Annotated in this window: 16 protein-coding genes; 2 read left to right on the top strand and 14 right to left on the bottom strand. The window is 61.4% G+C overall.

From position 1 onward, the window contains the following. Positions 1-184: 184 nt before the first annotated feature. From AO064_RS14120 to arcD (AO064_RS14065), 12 genes are all read right to left on the bottom strand, one after another. On the bottom strand, positions 185-673 hold the full coding sequence (locus AO064_RS14120) for an RDD family protein (protein WP_015885601.1): 489 nt from the start codon (positions 671-673) through the stop codon (positions 185-187). Positions 674-769: 96 nt separating this feature from the next. After that, positions 770-982, bottom strand: coding sequence for a cold-shock protein (locus tag AO064_RS14115; protein ID WP_007951194.1), 213 nt, complete (start codon positions 980-982; stop codon positions 770-772). A 393-nt stretch (positions 983-1,375) separates the two neighbouring features. Then, on the bottom strand, positions 1,376-2,500 hold the full coding sequence (gene gcvT, locus AO064_RS14110) for a glycine cleavage system aminomethyltransferase GcvT (protein WP_046035284.1): 1,125 nt from the start codon (positions 2,498-2,500) through the stop codon (positions 1,376-1,378). Between the two features lie 39 nt (positions 2,501-2,539). After that, positions 2,540-3,916 (bottom strand): L-serine ammonia-lyase, encoded by a 1,377-nt coding sequence (locus AO064_RS14105; protein ID WP_064053731.1) that lies wholly within the window; start codon positions 3,914-3,916, stop codon positions 2,540-2,542. A gap of 161 nt (positions 3,917-4,077) precedes the next feature. Then, a complete protein-coding gene (gene gcvP / locus AO064_RS14100) occupies positions 4,078-6,918 on the bottom strand; it encodes an aminomethyl-transferring glycine dehydrogenase (RefSeq protein WP_015885598.1) in 2,841 nt (946 codons plus the stop codon). Between the two features lie 10 nt (positions 6,919-6,928). Beyond that, complete coding sequence (gene gcvH / locus AO064_RS14095; RefSeq protein ID WP_064053730.1) at positions 6,929-7,312, bottom strand: glycine cleavage system protein GcvH; 384 nt, start codon at positions 7,310-7,312, stop codon at positions 6,929-6,931. Between the two features lie 429 nt (positions 7,313-7,741). Continuing rightward, positions 7,742-9,253: a sigma-54-dependent transcriptional regulator gene (locus tag AO064_RS14090; protein ID WP_064053729.1), complete on the bottom strand. Its 1,512-nt coding sequence runs from the start codon at positions 9,251-9,253 to the stop codon at positions 7,742-7,744. Between the two features lie 214 nt (positions 9,254-9,467). Next, positions 9,468-9,830 (bottom strand): DUF5064 family protein, encoded by a 363-nt coding sequence (locus tag AO064_RS14085; RefSeq protein ID WP_015885595.1) that lies wholly within the window; start codon positions 9,828-9,830, stop codon positions 9,468-9,470. Positions 9,831-9,848: 18 nt separating this feature from the next. Continuing rightward, positions 9,849-10,778, bottom strand: a complete 930-nt coding sequence (gene arcC / locus AO064_RS14080; RefSeq protein ID WP_064053728.1) for a carbamate kinase — start codon at positions 10,776-10,778, stop codon at positions 9,849-9,851. Between the two features lie 157 nt (positions 10,779-10,935). After that, positions 10,936-11,946, bottom strand: a complete 1,011-nt coding sequence (locus AO064_RS14075) for an ornithine carbamoyltransferase (protein WP_015885593.1) — start codon at positions 11,944-11,946, stop codon at positions 10,936-10,938. Positions 11,947-12,015: 69 nt separating this feature from the next. Next, a complete protein-coding gene (arcA, locus tag AO064_RS14070; protein WP_064053727.1) occupies positions 12,016-13,272 on the bottom strand; it encodes an arginine deiminase in 1,257 nt (418 codons plus the stop codon). A 24-nt stretch (positions 13,273-13,296) separates the two neighbouring features. Then, positions 13,297-14,724, bottom strand: a complete 1,428-nt coding sequence (gene arcD / locus AO064_RS14065; RefSeq protein ID WP_043205814.1) for an arginine-ornithine antiporter — start codon at positions 14,722-14,724, stop codon at positions 13,297-13,299. Between the two features lie 444 nt (positions 14,725-15,168). Between arcD (AO064_RS14065) and arcD (AO064_RS14060) the strand changes: the two genes are divergently transcribed. Both arcD (AO064_RS14060) and AO064_RS14055 read left to right on the top strand, forming a co-directional pair. Then, positions 15,169-16,596, top strand: a complete 1,428-nt coding sequence (gene arcD / locus AO064_RS14060) for an arginine-ornithine antiporter (RefSeq protein ID WP_064053726.1) — start codon at positions 15,169-15,171, stop codon at positions 16,594-16,596. Further along, the gene (locus tag AO064_RS14055; protein ID WP_064053725.1) at positions 16,593-17,456 is read left to right on the top strand and encodes a DNA-3-methyladenine glycosylase family protein; all 864 of its coding nucleotides are present in this window, start codon (positions 16,593-16,595) and stop codon (positions 17,454-17,456) included. The genes arcD (AO064_RS14060) and AO064_RS14055 overlap by 4 nt, the downstream gene beginning before the upstream one ends. A 115-nt stretch (positions 17,457-17,571) precedes the next feature. Here the strand turns inward: AO064_RS14055 and AO064_RS14050 are convergent, their stop codons facing one another. Together AO064_RS14050 and AO064_RS14045 are read right to left on the bottom strand one after the other, a co-directional pair. After that, positions 17,572-18,921, bottom strand: coding sequence for a CoA transferase (locus AO064_RS14050; protein WP_064053724.1), 1,350 nt, complete (start codon positions 18,919-18,921; stop codon positions 17,572-17,574). A 40-nt stretch (positions 18,922-18,961) separates the two neighbouring features. Next, on the bottom strand, positions 18,962-20,305 hold the full coding sequence (locus AO064_RS14045; protein WP_046035290.1) for a sensor histidine kinase: 1,344 nt from the start codon (positions 20,303-20,305) through the stop codon (positions 18,962-18,964). Positions 20,306-20,356: the final 51 nt, after the last annotated feature.

The raw sequence follows: 20,356 nt of genomic DNA, 5'->3' as shown, positions 1-20,356 counted from the left end.
GATTTACGCATATCCAAACACCTCAGATTTGAGCGCTATCATAGCGCCCGATTGAAGTGTCCAAAATCATTAGGCCAGTTCAGTTTGCTCCCGATAACGGAGTGTCAGTCAGCTCATCTGCAACTGATCCCCTGCTATCGGGAGCAAGCCCCCTCCCACATGTTGATTTCCACTCGTCAGGGCGTTATTTCTTCTGTTTCGGAATCCGCACCAACTGCGTATCCGAATAGATGTCATGCCAGCTGCGTTTGCGCTTATCAAACAGCGACCAGATAAATCCCAGCCCCACGCACAACCACGACGCGATCGCCACCACAAAGCGCAACAGCGCCTGCCACAGGCTGATCCGCGAGCCGTCCGCGTTCTGTACGCGCACGCCCCACACCTGCATGCCCAGGGTCTGGCCGGAATGGGTCCAGAACTTGGCAAAGAAGCCAAACAGCACAAACAACAGAATCGTCGACAGCAACGGGTCGCCGTCCAGCGCACCGGATTCGGTGAGGGTGCGCATCTTGGCCTCGCCAACAAACGCGATCCAGACCAGCTTGTAGATAAACGCAGTGACAATCAGCAGGGCAGTGCACAACAGGAAGTCATAGAACATCGCTGCCAGGCGACGGCCCAGGCCAACGGCGGGGAACTCGCCTTGGGGGCTCAGCAGGGGTTTCGGCATGGCAGGGCTCTCTTATGAAAAAAGCCATTTTACGAGCAAACGCGCATAAAAAAGCCCCTGATGTCAGCATCAGGGGCTTTTTGTCGCAGGGAAGGATCAGGCTTCTGCGATTACTTCATCAGCCTGCATGCCTTTTTGACCCTGCACGGCAACGAAGGTCACCTTCTGGCCTTCTTTCAGGCTCTTGAAGCCGTTGCCTTGAATAGCGCGGAAATGCACGAACAGATCCGGACCGCTTTCTGGAGTGATAAAACCAAACCCTTTCTCGTCGTTAAACCACTTGACGGTACCGCTCTGACGTGTCGACATTTCTTCTTTCCTTTGACGCTAAAAATTAATGACAGCCCCTTTCGAATGAAAGAGTACTGGGCTGGGTTGCAGGAAAGTAAGAGACGTCGAACGGGTTGTAGCACAACTACTTCAGCTACTGCCCAGGTCCAGGTTCCAAGCGACCCATGCAAACACAGTGGTCAAACTCTACGCCAACTAACAGAGAAAAAACAAGTCCTGCCAAAAGCCCAGCTTTTGCTGGGGCTAATGACACTTGTATGAATGTTGTGGATCAGACTTATTCGATAGAGTTGGTCACTTGTTATAGGTTGAGCCCTATAACAAAGACTATCGACAGTGCACTGTTTTATGGCGGTTGCGTTACAGATTAGTGCACGTTAACGCATCCGCGTTACTTATAGAAACAGTCAATCAGCCACGGAAGTAACGTTGCGGTACAAATGGCATTTTACTTACACGAAGTGGCACCTTTTTCCCACGCACCAACGCAGAGACTTCGGTGTCCAGTGCGATGAATGCGCTGTCCAGATAACCCATTGCCAACGGGCCGCCGAGGGTCGGACCGAAACCACCGCTGCATACGCTGCCAATCACTGTGCCGTCGGCGTCGACGATCTCCGCGCCTTCGCGCACGGGCGTGCGCTCTTGTGGCAACAGCCCTACACGTTTACGGCTCACACCGGCTTGCTGCTGGGTGAAGATCGTGTCGGCACCCGGGAAGCCACCGGCACGTGCGCCATCGGCGCGACGGGCCTTGGAGATCGCCCACAGCAGGCTGGCTTCGATCGGCGTGGTGTCGGTGTTCATGTCGTGGCCGTACAGGCACAGGCCCGCTTCCAGGCGCAACGAATCGCGGGCGCCCAGGCCGATGGCCTGCACTTCGGTCTCGGCCAGCAGGCTGCGGGCGAGGCTTTCGGCGTTGGCGGCCGGTACTGAGATTTCGAAGCCGTCTTCACCGGTGTAGCCCGAACGGCTGACATAGCAGTCCACGCCCAGCAGGCGCAGGGAGGCGAACTGCATAAACGTCATCTGGGTGACTTCCGGTGCCAGGCGGGCCAGCACCTTGACCGCCGCCGGGCCTTGCAGCGCCAGCAAGGCGCGCTCTTCAAACAACGGCTCGATGCTGCACTGGTCGCCGATATGCTGACGCAGGTGCGCCAGATCCTGGTCCTTGCAGGCGGCGTTGACCACCAGGAACAGTTCGTCGTTGCCCAGGTTCGCCACCATCAGGTCGTCGAGAATGCCGCCCTGAGCGTTGGTGAACATCGCATAGCGCTGCATGCCTACCGGCAGGTCGATGATGTCGACCGGCACCAGGGTTTCCAGGGCCTTGGCGGCATTCGCGCCGGTCAGGCGGATCTGACCCATGTGGGACACGTCGAACAGCCCGGCCTGATCACGGGTGTGCAGGTGTTCCTTCATGACGCCCAGTGGGTATTGCACCGGCATGTCGTAGCCGGCGAAGGGCACCATGCGCGCGCCCAGTTCAATGTGCAGGGCGTGCAGAGGGGTTTTCAACAGGGTTTCGGTGGACATATTCAGCTCCTGAAAAACGTGCTGGCGCGCCGTTAGGCGTCAGCACTCGATAATGTTGACCGCCAAACCGCCACGGGCGGTTTCCTTGTATTTGCTTTTCATGTCGGCGCCGGTCTGGCGCATGGTGCGGATGACCTTGTCCAGCGAGACGAAGTGTTGCCCGTCGCCACGCAGCGCCATGCGCACCGCATTGATCGCCTTGACCGAGCCCATCGCATTGCGCTCGATGCAGGGCACCTGCACCAACCCGCCAATCGGGTCGCAGGTGAGGCCGAGGTTGTGTTCCATGCCGATTTCGGCGGCGTTTTCCACCTGGGAAACGCTGCCACCCAAGACTTCGCACAGCGCGCCGGCGGCCATGGAACAGGCCACGCCGACTTCACCCTGGCAGCCGACTTCGGCACCCGAGATCGACGCGTTTTCCTTGTACAGAATGCCGATGGCGGCGGCGGTGAGCAGGAAGCGCACCACGCCGTCTTCGTTCGCGCCGGGGATAAAGCGCATGTAGTAATGCAGCACCGCCGGCACAATCCCGGCCGCACCGTTGGTGGGCGCCGTGACCACGCGCCCGCCGTTGGCGTTTTCTTCGTTGACCGCCAGCGCGTACAGATTGACCCAATCCAGCACCGACAGTGGGTCGCGCAGCGCCGATTCCGGGTGCTTGCACAGCTGGCGATGCAACGCCGCAGCGCGACGCTTGACCTTCAGGCCGCCAGGCAGAATCCCTTCATTGCGACAGCCTGCGTCCACGCAGTCCTGCATCACTTGCCAGATCTTCAGCAGGCCGGCGCGGGTTTCCGCTTCCGGGCGCCAGGCACTTTCATTGGTCAGCATCACCTGGCTGATGGACAGCCCGTAAGTGGTGCAATGGCCCAGCAAGTCCTTGGCGTGCTTGAAGGGAAAGGTCAATGGCGTGGCGTCTTCGACAATCCGGTCGGCGCCGGCGGCGTCTTCATCCACCACAAAACCGCCGCCCACCGAGTAGTACTCGCGGCTGCGGATCTGGATATTGGCGGCGTCGAAGGCGCGGAAAATCATGCCGTTGGGATGATAGGCGAGGGGTTTGCGAATCATCGCCAAGTGTTCTTTCTCGCTGAACGCGATGCTGTGTTCGCCGAGTAAATTCAGGCGGCCGTCCTTGCGCATCTGCGCCAGGCGCGTTGCCACGGTTTCGGTATTCACGGTGTCCGGGTGTTCGCCTTCCAGTCCAAGCAGTACGGCCTTGTCGCTGCCGTGGCCTTTGCCGGTGGCGCCGAGCGAGCCGTAGAGTTCCACCTTGATGGCGGTGGTGGTGCTCAGCAGGTTGTCACGCTTGAGGCCCTCGACGAATCGGGCGGCGGCGCGCATCGGGCCCACGGTGTGGGAACTGGAGGGGCCGATGCCAATCTTGAACAGGTCGAACACGCTTAAAGACATGAGTTGTTCTCCGGTTCCTTATTATTTTCTGGAGGTCGCCTTGGTCAAGTGTGGGAGGGGGCTTGCCCCCGATGAAAGTGTGCCAGTCAGCTCATCTGTCTCTGACCCACCGCTATCGGGGGCAAGCCCCCTCCCACATTTGTACCCAGTACATCCTTAAGTTATGCGTAGCTCTCGATCGACGGGCACGCACACACCAAATTGCGATCGCCAAACACGTTGTCGACCCGGCCCACCGGCGGCCAGTACTTGCCTTCGATCAACGAAGCTACCGGGTATACCGCCTGTTCACGGCTGTACGGGTGCGACCACTCACCGACCAATTCAGCGGCGGTGTGCGGGGCGTTCTTCAGTGGGTTGTCGTCCTTGTCCAGGGTGCCGTTTTCCACCGCGCGGATTTCTTCGCGGATGGCGATCATGGCGTCGCAGAAGCGGTCCAGTTCTTCCTTGGATTCGCTTTCGGTCGGCTCGATCATCAACGTGCCGGCAACCGGGAACGACATGGTCGGCGCATGGAAGCCGAAGTCGATCAGGCGCTTGGCCACGTCATCTACGCTGATGCCGCTGCTGTCTTTGAGTGGGCGCAGGTCGAGGATGCATTCGTGCGCCACCAGGCCGTTGCTGCCGGTGTACAGCACGGGGTAGTGCTCTTCCAGGCGACGGGAAATGTAGTTGGCATTCAGGATCGCCAGCTGCGAAGCGCGCTTGAGCCCCGCGCCGCCCATCATGCTGATGTACATCCAGGTGATCGGCAGGATGCTCGCGCTGCCGAACGGCGCTGCGCATACCGCGCCTTCCTTGCGTTCCATGGCGGCGTGGCCCGGCAGGAACGGCGTGAGGTGCGACTTGACGCCAATCGGGCCAACGCCCGGGCCGCCACCGCCGTGAGGAATGCAGAAGGTCTTGTGCAGGTTCAGGTGGGACACGTCGCCGCCGAACTTGCCCGGTGCGCAGAGGCCGACCATGGCGTTCATGTTGGCGCCGTCGATGTACACCTGGCCACCGTTGTCGTGAATGATGCCGCAGATTTCGCGGATACCTTCTTCGAACACGCCGTGGGTGGACGGGTAGGTGATCATCAGCGCGGCGAGGTGATCGCGGTGCTCGATGGCCTTGGCGCGCAGGTCTTCGATATCGACGTTGCCACGCGCATCGCAAGCGGTCACCACCACACGCATGCCCGCCATGTTGGCGGTGGCCGGGTTGGTGCCGTGGGCCGACGACGGGATCAGGCAGATGTCGCGACGTTCTTCGCCACGGCTCTGGTGATAGGCACGAATGGCCAAGAGGCCTGCGTACTCGCCCTGGGAACCGGCGTTAGGTTGCAACGAGATCGCGTCGTAACCGGTGGCCGCGCAGAGCATGGCTTCCAGGTCCGAGGTCAGTTGCAGGTAGCCGGCGCTTTGTTCGGCCGGAGCGAACGGGTGCAGGGCACCGAACTCGGCCCAGGTCACCGGGATCATTTCGCTGGCGGCGTTGAGCTTCATGGTGCACGAGCCCAGCGGAATCATGGTGCGGTCCAGCGCCAGGTCTTTGTCGGCCAGCTTGCGCAGGTAACGCATCAGCTCGGTTTCGGAGTGATAGCGGTTGAACACCGGGTGGCTGAGGATCGGCGACTGGCGCAGCAGCGCTGCCGGCAGGGTGCTGTCCACGTTGGCCGCGAAGTCAGGCAAGGCCTTGCCGTCGGCAAAGATCGCCCACAGGGTTTCAATGTCGGCCTGTGTGGTGGTTTCGTCCACCGACACACCCAGACGCTCAGCGTCCACGACACGCAGGTTGATGCGCTGGGCGCGGGCCTTGTCGTGCAGGGTGGCGGTGTTGGCGCCGGTGTTGAGGGTGAGGGTGTCGAAGAAGTGTTCCTGCTCGACCTTCTGGCCCAGGGCGGTCAAGCCCTTGGCCAGGATCGCGGTCAGCTGGTGAATGCGCTGGGCGATCTGCGTCAGGCCTTTGGGGCCGTGGTACACGGCGTACATGCTGGCGATGTTGGCCAGCAGCACTTGGGCGGTGCAGATGTTACTGGTGGCTTTCTCGCGACGGATATGTTGCTCGCGGGTCTGCATGGCCAGGCGCAGGGCCGGCTTGCCGAAACGGTCCACGGAGACGCCGACCAGACGGCCCGGCATGTCGCGCTTGAACGCATCCTTGGTGGAGAAGTACGCCGCGTGCGGGCCACCAAAGCCCAGCGGCACGCCGAAGCGTTGCGCGCTGCCGATGGCCACGTCGGCACCGAACTCACCCGGCGGGGTCAGCAGGGTCAGGGCCAGCAGGTCGGCGGCCACCGCGACCAAGGCGTTGGAAGCGTGGAAACGCTCAGTCAGCGCGCGGTAGTCGAACACGTCACCGTTACTGGCCGGGTATTGCAGCAGGGCGCCGAAGAAGGCGCTGACGTCGGTCAGTTCACGCTCATCGCCCACCACCACATCAATACCCAGTGGCTCGGCACGGGTGCGCAGCACGTCGAGGGTTTGCGGGTGGCTGTGGATCGAGGCGAAGAAGGCATTGCTGCCCTTGTTCTTGCTCAGGCGCTTGCAGAAGGTCATGGCTTCGGCGGCAGCGGTGGCTTCGTCAAGCAGCGAGGCGTTGGCGATCGGCAGGCCGGTGAGGTCGCTGATCAGGGTCTGGAAGTTCAGCAACGCTTCCAGGCGGCCTTGGGAAATTTCTGGCTGGTACGGGGTGTAGGCGGTGTACCAGGCCGGGTTTTCCAGCAGGTTGCGCAGGATCGGCGACGGCGTGTGGCAGTTGTAGTAGCCCTGGCCGATGTAGGTCTTGAACAGTTGGTTCTGGCCGGCGATGGCCTTGATCTTGGCCAGGGCCTCGGCTTCGCTCAGGCCGTCTTCCAGGCCGAGCACGCTGGTGCCCTTGATGCTTTCCGGGATCACGCTGGCGCTCAGGGCTTCCAGGGAGTCAAAGCCCAGGCTGGCGAGCATGTGTTGCTCGTCTTCCTGGCGCGGGCCGATGTGGCGGGCGATGAATTCGTTGGCGGTAGTCAGATTAACGGTCATGGCGCGCTCCTCAAGCTTCAGCGTTGGCTTTGATCAGGCGGTCGTACGCATCCTGATCCAACAGCTTAGCCACTGCACTGGCATCAGCGGGTTTAAAGCGGAAGAACCAACCTTCGCCCATCGGGTCTTCGTTGACCAGCTCCGGGCTGCCATCGAGTTTGTCGTTCACTTCGAGCACTTCACCGTCCAGCGGCATGTACACACCGCTGGCGGCCTTGACCGACTCCACGGTGGACGCTTCAGCGCCCTTGTTGTAGGCCTGCAACTCCGGCAGTTGCACGAAAACCACATCACCCAGCGCGTTCTGCGCAAAAGCGGTGATACCCACGGTGACGCTGCCGTCAGCTTCGGCGCGCAGCCATTCGTGATCTTCAGTGAAACGCAACTCGCTCATGGAAACTCCTCGGGGCCAGATTCGTCTGGTGGACGGGATTGGAATAATGGGGAGTTGCTTAGCAATATCGCGGCCAAGGTTATTAAGTCTTTATAAATCAGTGAGTTATAAAAAATGGTGATGACGAGATGACGGTTGGCTGTAGCGATTTCGCTACACACGTGCGCGTGAAAAAAAGCCTATGTGGATCAAAGCCTTGCATGGCGCGCAAAAAACAGGGTTGTAGCGATATCGTTACGCTGTAGCGCTTTCAGTACAGCCGATGTCGTTCTCAGACCAAAACCTGGAAGGCGGTCAATGTTTGGAATGCTGCCAATGTGGGAGGGGGCTTGCCCCCGATGGCGATGGGTCAGTTAGAGATGCTTTGATTGACACACTGCTATCGGGGGCAAGCCCCCTCCCACATTTGACCTCTATCGACCCAGGCAGTCAGGGCTTGTTGGAGGGAATGCCGTACTTGCGCAGGCGATGAGCAATCGCCGTGTGGGAGGTCTGCAGCCGGCTGGCCAGTTGGCGGGTCGAGGGGTAGCTGGTGTAGAGCTTTTCCAGCAGGCTGCGTTCGAAATCTTCCATGGCCTGTTCCAGGCTGTCGACTTCGCCGTCGCCCTGGCGCGCCACCGAGGTGCCGGCGATGTCGAGGTCGCCGATGTCGACCAGGCTGCTTTCGCAGATGGCGGCGGCGCGGAAGATCACGTTCTGCAGTTGCCGAACGTTGCCCGGCCAGCGGTTGCCGAGCAGCGCCGGGTAAGTACCGGGCGCCAGGCGGCACACCGGGCGCTGGATCTGTGCGCAGGCCTGCTGCATGAAGTAGCGGGCGAGCAGCAGGATGTCCTGGCCGCGTTCGCGCAAGGGCGGCACTTCAACGTTAAGCACATTGAGGCGGTAGAACAGGTCTTCGCGGAAGGTGCCCTCGCTGACCATTTTTTCCAGGTCACGGTGGGTGGCGCTGAGGATGCGCACATTGACCTTCACTTCACGGTCGCCGCCGACGCGACGGAAGCTGCCGTCATTGAGAAAACGCAGCAGCTTGGCCTGCAAGTACGGCGACATCTCGCCGATCTCATCGAGGAACACCGTGCCTTGGTTGGCCAACTCCATCAGCCCTGGCTTGCCACCGCGTTGCGCGCCGGTAAAGGCGCCCGGTGCATAACCGAACAGCTCGCTCTCGGCGAGGTTCTCCGGCAGCGCCGCGCAGTTCAAGGCCAGGAACGGCGCGCTGTGGCGTGCGCTGATGGCGTGGCAGGCACGCGCGACCAATTCCTTGCCGGTGCCGGTTTCGCCCTGGATCAACAGCGGTGCATCCAACGCTGCCACTCGCTGCGCGCGCGCCTTGAGGGTGCGGATGACCGGGGACTCGCCGAGCAGCGCGTCAAAGCCTTCGGCATGGTCGTGGTGCAACGCCGAGAGTTGTTCGCCAATGCGATTGGGTTGATAGAGCGTCAGCAGCGCGCCGGCGTCGGTAATCGGCGTGGCGTCCAGCAACAGCGTCTGGCCGTTGACGCTGATCTCTCGCAACGGCAAGCGAAAGCCTTGTTCCAACAAGGTCTCCAGCAGGGCCGGATCATTGAACAGCTCGCTGATGCTTTCCCCGGCCGGTTCGCGACCGTACAGGGCGATCAGCGCTGGGTTGGCCAGCAGGATCTTGCCCGCGCTGTCCAGCGCCAGCACCGGGTCGGTCATGGCGGCCAGCAGGGCGTCGAGTTGCAGGTGGCGGCGTTGGCCGGGGAGGATGTCCACCACCGTGACCGCCTGCACGCCGTGCACGCTGAACAGCGCGTCACGCAGTTCTTCGAGGACGTCGGCGCTCAGGGTCGGCGCGTCGATGTAGACGTTGGGCGGCACCATCTCCACCGCATCCAGGTTGAGATTGCGCCCACCGAGCAAGGCCAGGACTTCCTGGGTAATGCCGACGCGGTCGATGAAGCTGACGTGGATACGCATGGGGCTGCTGACAATTCTGGGACGCGAGAGGCAGCAAGTATGCCTTGCAGAGGGTGGAGATCAAAATGTGGGAGGGGGCTTGCTGTGGCGAGGGAGCTTGCTCCCGTCCGACAGCGAAGCTGGAGTCGGCTATTTGGGGCGCTGCGCACCCCAACGGGAGCAAGCTCCCTCGCCACAAAAGCCCCCTCCCACATTTGAAGCCAGGTTGTGCCAGTTATTCCAAGTGTTCAGGTTTGATGGGGTCACCCGATTTCACATCCAACTGATGCCGCACATCTTCGAACATCTGGTCGTACTGCTTGTGCATCGAGCCATTGAGTACCGCAATCTTCGGCATCCCATACTTCTGCGCGATGTTCATCGCATGCCGGGCAAAGTCGAATGCCTGGTCCTTGGGCAAGAAGAACTCTTCCTTGAGGTCCTTGCCCTGCACCGAGCCGTGCAGCTTGAACAGCATGCCCTTGCCTTCCTTGGGGTCCTGGCTGACTTCGTAATCGATACACAGGTTGTAGCTGTAGTCATCCTTGTTCAGCGCGTGACGTTCAACGTGCAGGTGACCCGGTTCAAAGGTGGCCATAGGCGTATCTCCTCTACTTCACAGATAGGTGATGCCAGGTGTTGCCGTGCTGATGCGCGTGCCGGCGCTGCCCTGGACGATGGCTTCGATGTCCGAGAGTGAACCGATGACGGCGGTTTTGCCAGTCTGGCGGGCGAACTCACAGGCGGCTTGGACCTTGGGGCCCATGGAGCCGGCGGCGAAGCCGAGTTTTTCCAGGTCGTCGGGGTGGGCCTGGCCGATGGCTTTCTGGGTCGGCTTACCGTAGTCGATAAACGCGGCGTTGACGTCGGTGGCGATCACCAGCAGATCGGCGCCCAGTTGCGCGGCCAGCAAGGAGGAGCACAGGTCCTTGTCGATCACCGCTTCGATGCCTTTGAGCTTACCGTCGTCGCCATACATCGTCGGGATGCCACCACCGCCGGCGCAGATCACAATGGCGTTTTTTTCCAGCAGCCACTTGATCGGGCGAATTTCAAAGATGCGTTTGGGCCGTGGGCTGGCGACCACGCGGCGGTACTTGTCACCATCCGGTGCAATCGCCCAGCCTTTTTCGGCGGCGAGTTTTTCCGCTTCGGCTTTGGAGTACACCGGGCCGATGGGTTTGGTCGGGTTCTGGAAGGCCGGGTCCTTGGCGTCGACTTCGACCTGGGTGAGCAGGGTGGCGAAGGGCACTTCGAAGTCCAGCAGGTTGCCCAGTTCCTGTTCGATGATGTAGCCGATCATGCCTTCGGTCTCGGCGCCGAGCACGTCCAGCGGGTAAGGCGACACCTGGGTGTAGGCCGCCGCCTGCAACGACAGCAGGCCGACTTGCGGGCCATTGCCGTGGGCGATCACCAGCTCGTTGCCGGCATGGATCTTGGCGATCTGTTCGGTGGCGATGCGGATATTGGCGCGTTGGTTGTCCGCCGTCATGGGTTCACCACGGCGGAGCAGGGCGTTGCCGCCCAGGGCTACGACGATGCGCATAATGCAATCCTTCTAGAATTCATCGTTGTGAACACCGGACCCATTGTGGGAGGGGGCTTGCTCCCGATGGCGGTGTGTCAGGCGATAGATTTGTACCTGAACCACCGCCATCGGGAGCAAGCCCCCTCCCACATTGAGTGCGTTCCGGCATTAAAATTTAGATATCCGCCAACGCCGACACCAGAATCGCCTTGATGGTATGCATGCGGTTTTCCGCCTGCTCAAATGCGATATTGGCCGGCGATTCGAACACTTCCTCGGTCACTTCCACGCCATTGGCCAGGTTCGGATAACGCGCGGCGATGTCCTTGCCCACCTTGGTTTCGCTGTTGTGGAAGGCCGGCAGGCAGTGCATGAACTTCACCCGAGGGTTGCCCGAAGCTTTCATCATCTTGGCGTTGACCTGGTACGGCAGCAGTTGCTCGATGCGCTCGTCCCACGCTTCCACCGGCTCACCCATGGACACCCAGATATCGGTGTGGATGAAGTCCACGCCCTTGACCGCTTCCTTCGGGTCTTCGGTGATGGTGATACGTGCGCCGCTTTCCTCGGCAAACGCCTGGCATTGCTTGATGAAATCCTCGTGCGGCCACAGGGCTTTCGGCGCGCCGATGCGCACGTCCATGCCCAGCTTGGCGCCGATCATCAGCAGCGAGTTGCCCATGTTGTAGCGCGCATCGCCCAGGTAGGCGTAGCTGATGTCATGCAGCGGTTTGTCGCTGTGCTCGCGCATGGTCAGGGTGTCGGCGATCATTTGGGTCGGGTGGAATTCGGCGGTGAGGCCGTTGAACACCGGCACGCCGGCGAACTTGGCCAGCTCTTCGACGATTTCCTGTTCGAAGCCACGGTATTCGATGGCGTCGAACATCCGGCCCAGTACGCGGGCGGTGTCTTTCATGCTTTCTTTGTGGCCGATCTGCGACGACACCGGGTCGATGTAGGTGACGTGGGCGCCCTGGTCATGGGCCGCCACTTCGAAGGCGCAGCGGGTGCGGGTCGAGGTTTTTTCGAAGATCAGCGCGATGTTCTTGCCCTGCAGGTGCGGACGCTCGGTGCCGGTGTATTTGGCGCGCTTGAGGTCGCGGGACAGGTCCAGCAGGTAGTTCAGCTCGCGGGTAGTGTGGTGCATCAGCGAGAGCAGGCTGCGGTTGCGCATGTTGAAAGCCATGATGGATCTCCTTCTGTTTAGGTTATCCCCTTGGCCGGCGCCTTATGGGCGACGGCCAAGGCCTGGAAATTAATAGTCGATAGGGTCGCGGATGATCGGGCAGGTCATGCAGTGGCCGCCGCCGCGGCCACGGCCGAGTTCACCGGCGCTGATGGTGATCACTTCCACGCCCGCCTTGCGCAGCAGGGTGTTGGTGTAGGTGTTGCGGTCGTAGCCGATCACCACGCCAGGCTCCACGGCCACCACGTTGTTGCCGTCGTCCCATTGCTCGCGTTCGGCGGCGAAGCTGTTGCCGCCGGTCTCGACCACGCGCAGCGCCTTGAGGTTGAGGGCTGCGGCGACGGTGTCGAGGAAGTTGGATTTCTCCCGTTGAATGTCGATGCCGTGCGGCTTGCTGTCATCTGGACGCAGGGTGAAGGGCACGATCTGGTTGACCACTTCAGGGAAGACGGTGACCAGGTCGCGGTCGCAGAAGCTGAACACCGTGTCCAGGTGCATCGCTGCGCGGGATTTCGGCAGGCCGGCCACGATCACGCGTTCCACGGCTTTGTTCTTGAACAGGTTGCGCGCCAGTTGGCCGATGGCCTGGTGGGACGAGCGCTCGCCCATGCCGATCAACACCACGCCATTGCCAATCGGCATGACGTCGCCGCCTTCCAGCGTGGCGGCACCGTGTTCCTGGTCGGGATCGCCGTACCAGATCTGGAAGTCCGCGTGGGTGAACTCCGGGTGGAATTTGTAGATGGCGCTGGCCAGCAGGGTTTCCTGGCGTCGCGCCGGCCAGTACATCGGGTTGAGCGTCACACCGCCGTAGATCCAGCAGGTGGTGTCGCGGGTGAACTGGGTGTTGGGCAGCGGCGGCAGAATGAAACTGGCGTGGCCGAGGAAGTCGCGGAACATCTCGATGGTCTTGCCACCGAAGCTGCTTGGCAGGTCATCGGCCGACACGCCACCGATCAGGAACTCGGCGATCTTGCGCGGCTCCAGGCTGCGCAGCCACGAACTGACTTCCTCGACCAGGCCCAGGCCTACGGTGTTGGAGGTGATCTTGCGCTCCAGGATCCAGTCCAGGGCTTCGGGGATGGCGACGATGTCGGTGAGCAGGTTGTGCATTTCCAGCACATCAATGTCCCGCTCGCGCATCTTGGTGACGAAGTCGAAGTGGTCGCGCTTGGCCTGGGCCACCCAGAGCACGTCATCGAACAGCAGTTCATCGCAGTTATTGGGGGTCAGCCGCTGATGGGCCAAACCTGGGGAGCACACCATGACTTTGCGCAGTTTGCCGGCTTCGGAATGTACGCCGTACTTCACTTTTTCCGTGGTCATTACAGATCCTCCAGTGAGACACAATTACAAGGTCAGGAAGCCGTCGTAGAGGCCATAAGCAGCCACCAGGGCGCCTGCGACCACTGCAGCGAAAATCAGCTTCTCGACGTTGGTGAAAATCGGTTTGCCCAGTTCACGCTTGGCCTTGGCGAACAGGATCGCGCCGGGGGCGTAGAGCAGGGCCGAGAGCAGCAGGTATTTGGTGCCGCCGGCATAGAGCAGCCAGACCGCGTAGATCAGCGCGACGGCGCCGATGAACAGGTCCTTCTTGCGCTCGGCCAGGGCGGTTTCGTAGGTTTCGCCGCGCACCGCCAGCAGCAGGGCGTAGGCCGCCGACCACAGGTAAGGCACCAGGATCATTGAGGTGGCGAGGTAGATCAGCGACAGGTAAGTGCTGGCGGAAAACAGCGTGATCACCAGGAAAATCTGGACCATCGCGTTGGTCAGCCACAGCGCGTTGACCGGTACGTGGTTGGCGTTTTCCTTGCGCAGGAACTCCGGCATGGTGTGGTCCTTGGCGGCGGCGAACATGATCTCCGCACACAGCAGCACCCACGACAGCAGCGCCCCCAGCAGCGAGATGATCAAGCCGACGCTGATCAGCACCGCGCCCCAGTGGCCCACCACATGCTCCAGCACGGCGGCCATCGACGGGTTCTGCAGCTTGGCCAGTTCCGGTTGGGTCATGATGCCCAGGGACAACACGTTCACCAGCATCAGGAACAGCAGCACGGTGATAAAACCGATGACGGTAGCCTTGCCGACGTCAGAGCGTTTTTCCGCACGGGACGAGAAGATGCTCGCGCCTTCGATGCCGATAAACACCCACACGGTGACCAGCATCATGTTGCGCACCTGGTTCATCACGCTGCCCAGGTCCGGGTTTTTCACGCCCCAGATGTCAGCGGTAAAGATATCCAGCTTGAACGCGAACACGGCGATCAGCACGAACAGCACCAGCGGCACCACCTTGGCGACGGTAGTCACCAGGTTGATGAACGCGGCTTCCTTGATGCCGCGAAGCACCAGGAAATGCACGGCCCACAGCAGCACCGAAGCACCGATCACCGCCGCCGGCGTATTGCCTTCGCCAAAGATCGGGAAGAAATAACCGAGGGTGCTGAACAGCAACACGAAGTAGCCAACGTTGCCCAGCCACGCGCTGATCCAGTAGCCCCAGGCTGATGAAAAGCCCATGTAGTCGCCGAAACCGGCCTTGGCATAGGCGTACACCCCGCCGTCGAGGTCGGGCTTGCGGTTGGCGAGGGTCTGGAACACAAAGGCGAGGGTCAACATGCCGATGGCGGTAATCACCCAACCAATCAATACCGCACCGACATCGGCACTGGCGGCCATATTTTGCGGGAGTGAAAAGATCCCGCCGCCAATCATTGAGCCGACGACAAGTGCAACCAGTGCGCCCAATCGAAGTTTTCCGGGAGATTCAGACATCGCATAACTCCAATGCAGGAGAAGAGAGACCACAGAATAAATCCGTGCGCTAATCAAACAGCTGACTCAGATCACTTCATTGGCACATTCCATTGTGAATTAATGACTTAGGGTGGAAAGTCTTGGCAATGGTTTTCCGCGCAAAGGCGCGTTCCAGAGCGATCTCTGCGTGTTGATTAATATTTAGTGCTGCGTATGGAGGATTTAAACTAGACCTTTTTCAGGAATGTGCAAACTTTCCGGGAATGCGACAGTAAGTAGCTTGGATGCGACGAATGATCGTCCGTATTTAAATTATAAATAAGCTTAAAATATATAAACTGTCATGCCGCTCGATTATGAGCAGGGTAATTTTATCGCGGCCCCTAATAACGCTACACGCGCTGGATTAATCAGTTGAGTGCGCAGTTATCAGTCAAAACTTTTATTTAATCAGGAGTGTTCATGTCTCAACCCGTTCAAAAACTTCGACTCAGCGCCCTGATTGCCCTGGTGGTGGGGTCGATGATCGGCGGTGGGATTTTTTCGTTGCCGCAGAATATGGCCGCGCGTGCCGAGGTGGGGGCGGTGTTGATCGGCTGGGCGATCACCGCCGTCGGTATGCTGACCCTCGCGTTCGTGTTCCAGACCCTGGCCAATCGCAAACCCAACCTGGATTCGGGCGTGTATGCCTACGCAAAGGCGGGCTTCGGTGACTACATGGGGTTCTCGTCGGCCTGGGGCTATTGGATCAGTGCATGGATGGGCAACGTCGGTTACTTCGTGTTGCTGTTCAGTACCCTGGGTTACTTTTTTCCGCTGTTCGGCCAGGGCAACACGCCGGTGGCCATTGGGTGTGCGTCGTTGCTGCTGTGGGCCGTGCATTTCCTAGTGCTGCGCGGGATCAAGGAGGCGGCGTTCATCAACCAGATCACCACCGTGGCGAAGATCGTACCGTTGCTGATGTTTATCGTGATCGCGGGTGTGGCGTTCAAGGCCGATATTTTCACTCGGGATATCTGGGGCCTGGGCAACCCGAACATCGGCAACGTGGTGGACCAGGTGCGCAACATGATGCTGGTCACCGTATTTGTGTTTATTGGTATCGAAGGCGCCAGCGTGTATTCGGCGCGGGCGGAGAAACGCTCGGACGTGGGCCGCGCCACGGTGATCGGTTTTCTTGGGGTGCTGGCCTTGCTGGTGCTGGTGAACGTACTGTCCCTGGGGATCATGAGCCAGCCGGAACTTGCGCAATTGCAGAACCCGTCCCTGGCCGGCGTGCTCGAACATATTGTCGGCCCCTGGGGCGCGATGGCGATCAGCATTGGCTTGGCGGTTTCCCTGCTCGGCGCCTTGCTGTCCTGGGCGTTGCTTTGCGCCGAAATCCTCTATGCCACGGCCCAGGACAAGACCATGCCGGCCTTCCTGAAAAAGGAAAACGCCAACCAGGTGCCGGTCAACGCGTTGTGGCTGACCAATGTGATGATCCAGGTTTTCCTGGTGATCACGCTGTTTTCCCACAGCACCTACACCACCCTGATTTACCTCGCCTCGTCGATGATCCTGGTGCCGTACCTGTGGTCGGCGGCCTATGCCGTGTTGTTGAGTGGGCGCGGCGAAACCTACGAAGGCGCCCACGGCCAGCGCATGAAGGACTTGCTGGTTGGCCTGGTTGCCCTCGGCTACGCGGTGTGGCTGCTCTACGCCGGCGGTTTGAAGTACCTGCTGCTGTCGGCGTTGCTGTATGCACCGGGCGTGATCCTGTTTGCCCTGGCCAAGCGTGAGCAGGGCCAGCCCTTGTTTACCCACCTGGAAAAAGGCATTTTCAGCTGTGTGGTCACCGGCGCGGGGCTGGCGGCATATGGGTTGTACAGCGGGGTGTTGTCGTTGTGAGATTGGCGTATCAGCCGCCGTATGACTGGGCGGCGATGTTGGGCTTTCTGTCGGCACGGGCGATCGCTGGGATGGAGACCGTGGAGGCGGGCGTGTATCGGCGCAGCATCAGCGTCGAGGGACGGCATGGCTGGATCAGTGTGGCGCCGGGGACTGGCGATGGGTTGGATGTGGGCGTGGAGTTTCCAGAGGGGGCGGCGTTGCCCGAGATCGAGCGCCGCCTGCGCAAGATGTTTGATCTGGACGCCCAACCCCAGCAGATCAATGCGCAGCTGGCGACCGACCCATTGATGGCCCGGTTGGTTGCGGCCCGTCCGGGCTTGCGCGTACCGGGCACCTGGGACGGGCTGGAGCTGGCGATTCGTGCAGTGCTGGGCCAGCAGATCACCGTGGTGGCGGCCATTCGCCTGGCGGGCAAGTTGGTGGCGCACTACGGCCAACCGCTGGAAACGCCTTACGCCGGTATCACCCATGTGTTCCCCACGGCTGAAGTCTTGGCCGTGGCGGACCTGGCCAGCCTTGGCATGCCCAAGGCGCGTGGGCGCACGTTGTCAGGTGTCGCCCAGGCATTGCTGGATGATCCTGAGGTGTTCGAACCCAAGGCCAGCCTCAAGGAGGGCATCACCAGGCTGGTCGCGTTGCCGGGGATTGGCGATTGGACGGCGCAGTACATCGCCCTGCGCCAGATGCGCGAAGCGGATGCGTTTGCGTCGGGGGATATCGGGCTGATCAATGCGCTGGCGGCGCTGGAGGGCGGGCCGGTGTCTGCACGGCAGTTGTTGGCGCGGGCTGAGGCGTGGCGGCCGCTGAGGGCGTATGCGGCGCAGCATTTGTGGACGTCGTTGCAGCGGTCAGATTGATACTGTCTTTACTGGCCTCATCGCAGGCAAGCCAGCTCCCACACTTGACCGGGTACATCTGTTGGAATGTGGTCAAAATGTGGGAGGAGGCTTGCCCCCGATGGCGGCAGTCGGTTCACCACTGCGCCCGGTGTGACCCCAATTCGCCTGCCGCCAGATCCCACTGCAACGGTGTACCGCTGATGGTCACCGGCGCAAGCAAACGATGCGCCGGGCCCCACGCGGTCTGTTCAACCACCAGCCCTTGATCGCTCGCTTCCTCGGCTCGCAACGCCGGCTGCTCCGGCACCTGTCCTGCCTCCACCAACAATTTTGCCGTACGCGCCAACGACAACCGCGCCGAACCGCCACGCCCGGATTTCAAGCGTTCGCTCAAGGCTTGAAGCGCACTGGCCGCCATCAAGTACCCCGTGGCGTGATCCAGCGCCTGCAACGGCAGCGGCACCGGTTTGTCCGCTTGTTTCCAGGCCATGCCCGCCGCGGCAATCCCGCAGCTCATCTGCACCAGGCTGTCGAAACCCCGGCGATTGCGCCACGGGCCGCTCCAGCCGTAGGCGTTCAGGCTCACGTCGATCAGGCCTGGGGCGAGGGTTTGCAGGGTGCTGGCGGTGTAGCCCAGTTGCTCCAGGGCGTCGGCGCGGTAGCCGTGGAACAGGATGTCGGTGTCTTGGAGGAGGCTGGCGAAAATCCGGCGGCCTTCGGCACTCTTGAGATCCAGGCGGGCGCAGCGTTTGCCCAGGGTCATTTCCGGCACCACGCCAGGTTCGTTCCAGCTCGGGGAGTCGATGCGCAGCACATCGGCGCCCAGGCCCGCGAGAAAACGACTGGCCACGGGGCCGGCCAGTACGCGGGTCAGGTCCAGGACCTTGAGGCCCGCCAGCGGCCGCGCCACCGAGCCGAGCCAGGCTTTGTCGGGGGTGGTTTGATAGGTCTGGCGCTGCACCAACGCCTCGGCATTCACCGCCAACCCTTGGGGATGCGACTGCCATGCCTGCCACGAACGCATCTGCGCCGCGCAGCCACCCTCATCGACAATCGCCTGCTCCAACTCAGCAGCCTTCCACTTGGCAACATAGGCGGCCATCTCGCTGCGGTCGGCGGCTTTTCCCAACACCCGCTCGGCGGCGGCGCGGTGATGGGGCGCGTTGGTGTGCAGGCGAATCCAGCCATCGGCGCTGGCGTAGTCGCCAGCCACCGGGTCCCACAGCGGTGGGGTTTCCCAGCCTACCGGGCGAATCGAGGAGGAGAACCAGAAGGACGCGAGGCGGCGGTCCACGCTGACGCCGGGCAATCGCCCGGTCTGTTGCTGGATCAACTGGGCCACGGCCTGGCCGGCGGCACCGACGCTGGCGCAGGCCAGGTCGGTCACGGCAAAGGTCGAGGGCAGGGCGCCGGCTTCGGTCAACGTCAGCGGGGTGCGTGGCAGGTCGAGTGCGGCTTGGATGGGAGTCAGCAGGTCAGTCATCAAAGGCCCTCCATAATAGAAGGGCCACTATAGAAGATCATCAGGCCGGTGTGACAACCCCAGGCTCCAGCGGCAGGTCGATACTGGCGATAAAACCGCCTTGGGCATGATTGGCCAGGAACAGGCTGCCGCCATGGCGCTCGGCGGCGCGCCGGGCAATCGCCAGGCCCAGGCCGTGGCCTTGTGCGGTCTGGCCAGGGGCGCGGTAGAACGGTTCGCCCAATTGGCTCAGGTGCTCGGCATCAACGCCGGGGCCGTGGTCGCGCACGCTGATCACAATATGCTCGCCGTGAAGGTGGGCGTGTAACTCGATCGGCTGGCCCGGCGGGTTGAAGCGCTGGGCGTTACGCAGCAGGTTATCCACTGCCCGTTCGATCATGGTCGGCCACCCCTTGAGGTGCAGTTCGGTATCGGTGGTGAGCTGCACCACCTGGTCCGGGGCGCTGAGTTGGGCGTCCTTTTGCAGGGTCTTGAGCAACGGGTTGAGGTCGATCTCTTCGGCGCTGGCGTTGTCGGCATCGACGCGGGCCAATACCAGGATCTCGCTGATCAGTGCCTCCAGGCGATCACATTCGCGGGTCAGGCGAGGCCAGAGTTTTTCGCGTTCCTCGGGGCTGGCGCGTTCGGCCAGGGCCAGGGCGATGCGCAGGCGGGCCAGGGGCGAACGCAGTTCGTGGGACACGTCGCGCAGCAACTGGCGCTGGCTGCCGATCAGGCTTTGCAGGCGCGCACCCATGCGGTTGAAGTCGGTGGCCAGCACGCCGAACTCATCGCGTCGGTTGGCCAGCTGCGCCAGGCTGTTTTGCTGGTAGGTGGCTTGGCCAAGGTCATGCACGGCACCGCGCAGGCGGCTCAACGGGCGCGTGATGGACAGCGTGACGAACAGGCTGAACAGGGTCAACACCACCAAGGCGACGACCAATGCCATTAACGGCCATGCCAGGCTGCTGCGGTGCCATTCGTCCAGCTCCGGGTGTGGGATGCGGTAGATCAACAGGTAAGTGTCGCCGGTCTTCTCACTGGTGTATTCAGCGGTCAGGCGGCGCCAAGGCAGGTGGCCGTCATTGCTGTCGTTCTGCCGAGCCTCAAAAGCGGCGGCGCGGCGCGGGAACGTACCGCGCACCACCGGCTCGCCGCTTTCGTTCAGTACCTGCACATCGATGTGATACTGGCGTTTACGCTGTTGCAGCAAATCCTGGGCAGCGTCTTCACCTTGGGCTTCGTAGAGCTGGGTCCACTCTTCGGCCAGGTTATTGAGACCGGGGTGACGGCTGAGAATCCAGGCATCTTGATTAAGCATGTGCCCAAGCAGGATCGACAACCCGGCAACCAAGGCGATGGCCAGCCAGAAGCTGGCCAGGATGCGCCAGAACAATGAACGCACAGGAAACCCTCAAACAGGAAAAGCCCAGTGGCGAGAGCCACTGGGCTGGGA

The sequence above is a fragment of the Pseudomonas marginalis genome (genome assembly GCF_001645105.1).
GTDB classification, from domain to species: Bacteria; Pseudomonadota; Gammaproteobacteria; order Pseudomonadales; family Pseudomonadaceae; genus Aquipseudomonas; species Aquipseudomonas petroselini.
Note: the sequence above shows the minus strand (reverse complement) of the source record. Positions and strands in the feature narration are given on the sequence as shown.

Coding starts and splice junctions, on each gene's coding strand:
- AO064_RS14075 (WP_015885593.1), bottom strand. CDS start 11,946: ATGGCTTTCAACATGCGCAACCGCAGCCTGCTCTCGCTGATGCACCAC.
- arcA (WP_064053727.1), bottom strand. CDS start 13,272: ATGACCACGGAAAAAGTGAAGTACGGCGTACATTCCGAAGCCGGCAAA.
- gcvT (WP_046035284.1), bottom strand. CDS start 2,500: ATGTCCACCGAAACCCTGTTGAAAACCCCTCTGCACGCCCTGCACATT.
- AO064_RS14090 (WP_064053729.1), bottom strand. CDS start 9,253: ATGCGTATCCACGTCAGCTTCATCGACCGCGTCGGCATTACCCAGGAA.
- AO064_RS14085 (WP_015885595.1), bottom strand. CDS start 9,830: ATGGCCACCTTTGAACCGGGTCACCTGCACGTTGAACGTCACGCGCTG.
- AO064_RS14050 (WP_064053724.1), bottom strand. CDS start 18,921: ATGACTGACCTGCTGACTCCCATCCAAGCCGCACTCGACCTGCCACGC.
- AO064_RS14120 (WP_015885601.1), bottom strand. CDS start 673: ATGCCGAAACCCCTGCTGAGCCCCCAAGGCGAGTTCCCCGCCGTTGGC.
- AO064_RS14105 (WP_064053731.1), bottom strand. CDS start 3,916: ATGTCTTTAAGCGTGTTCGACCTGTTCAAGATTGGCATCGGCCCCTCC.
- arcD (WP_064053726.1), top strand. CDS start 15,169: ATGTCTCAACCCGTTCAAAAACTTCGACTCAGCGCCCTGATTGCCCTG.
- gcvP (WP_015885598.1), bottom strand. CDS start 6,918: ATGACCGTTAATCTGACTACCGCCAACGAATTCATCGCCCGCCACATC.
- gcvH (WP_064053730.1), bottom strand. CDS start 7,312: ATGAGCGAGTTGCGTTTCACTGAAGATCACGAATGGCTGCGCGCCGAA.
- arcD (WP_043205814.1), bottom strand. CDS start 14,724: ATGTCTGAATCTCCCGGAAAACTTCGATTGGGCGCACTGGTTGCACTT.
- arcC (WP_064053728.1), bottom strand. CDS start 10,778: ATGCGCATCGTCGTAGCCCTGGGCGGCAACGCCCTGCTCCGCCGTGGT.
- AO064_RS14115 (WP_007951194.1), bottom strand. CDS start 982: ATGTCGACACGTCAGAGCGGTACCGTCAAGTGGTTTAACGACGAGAAA.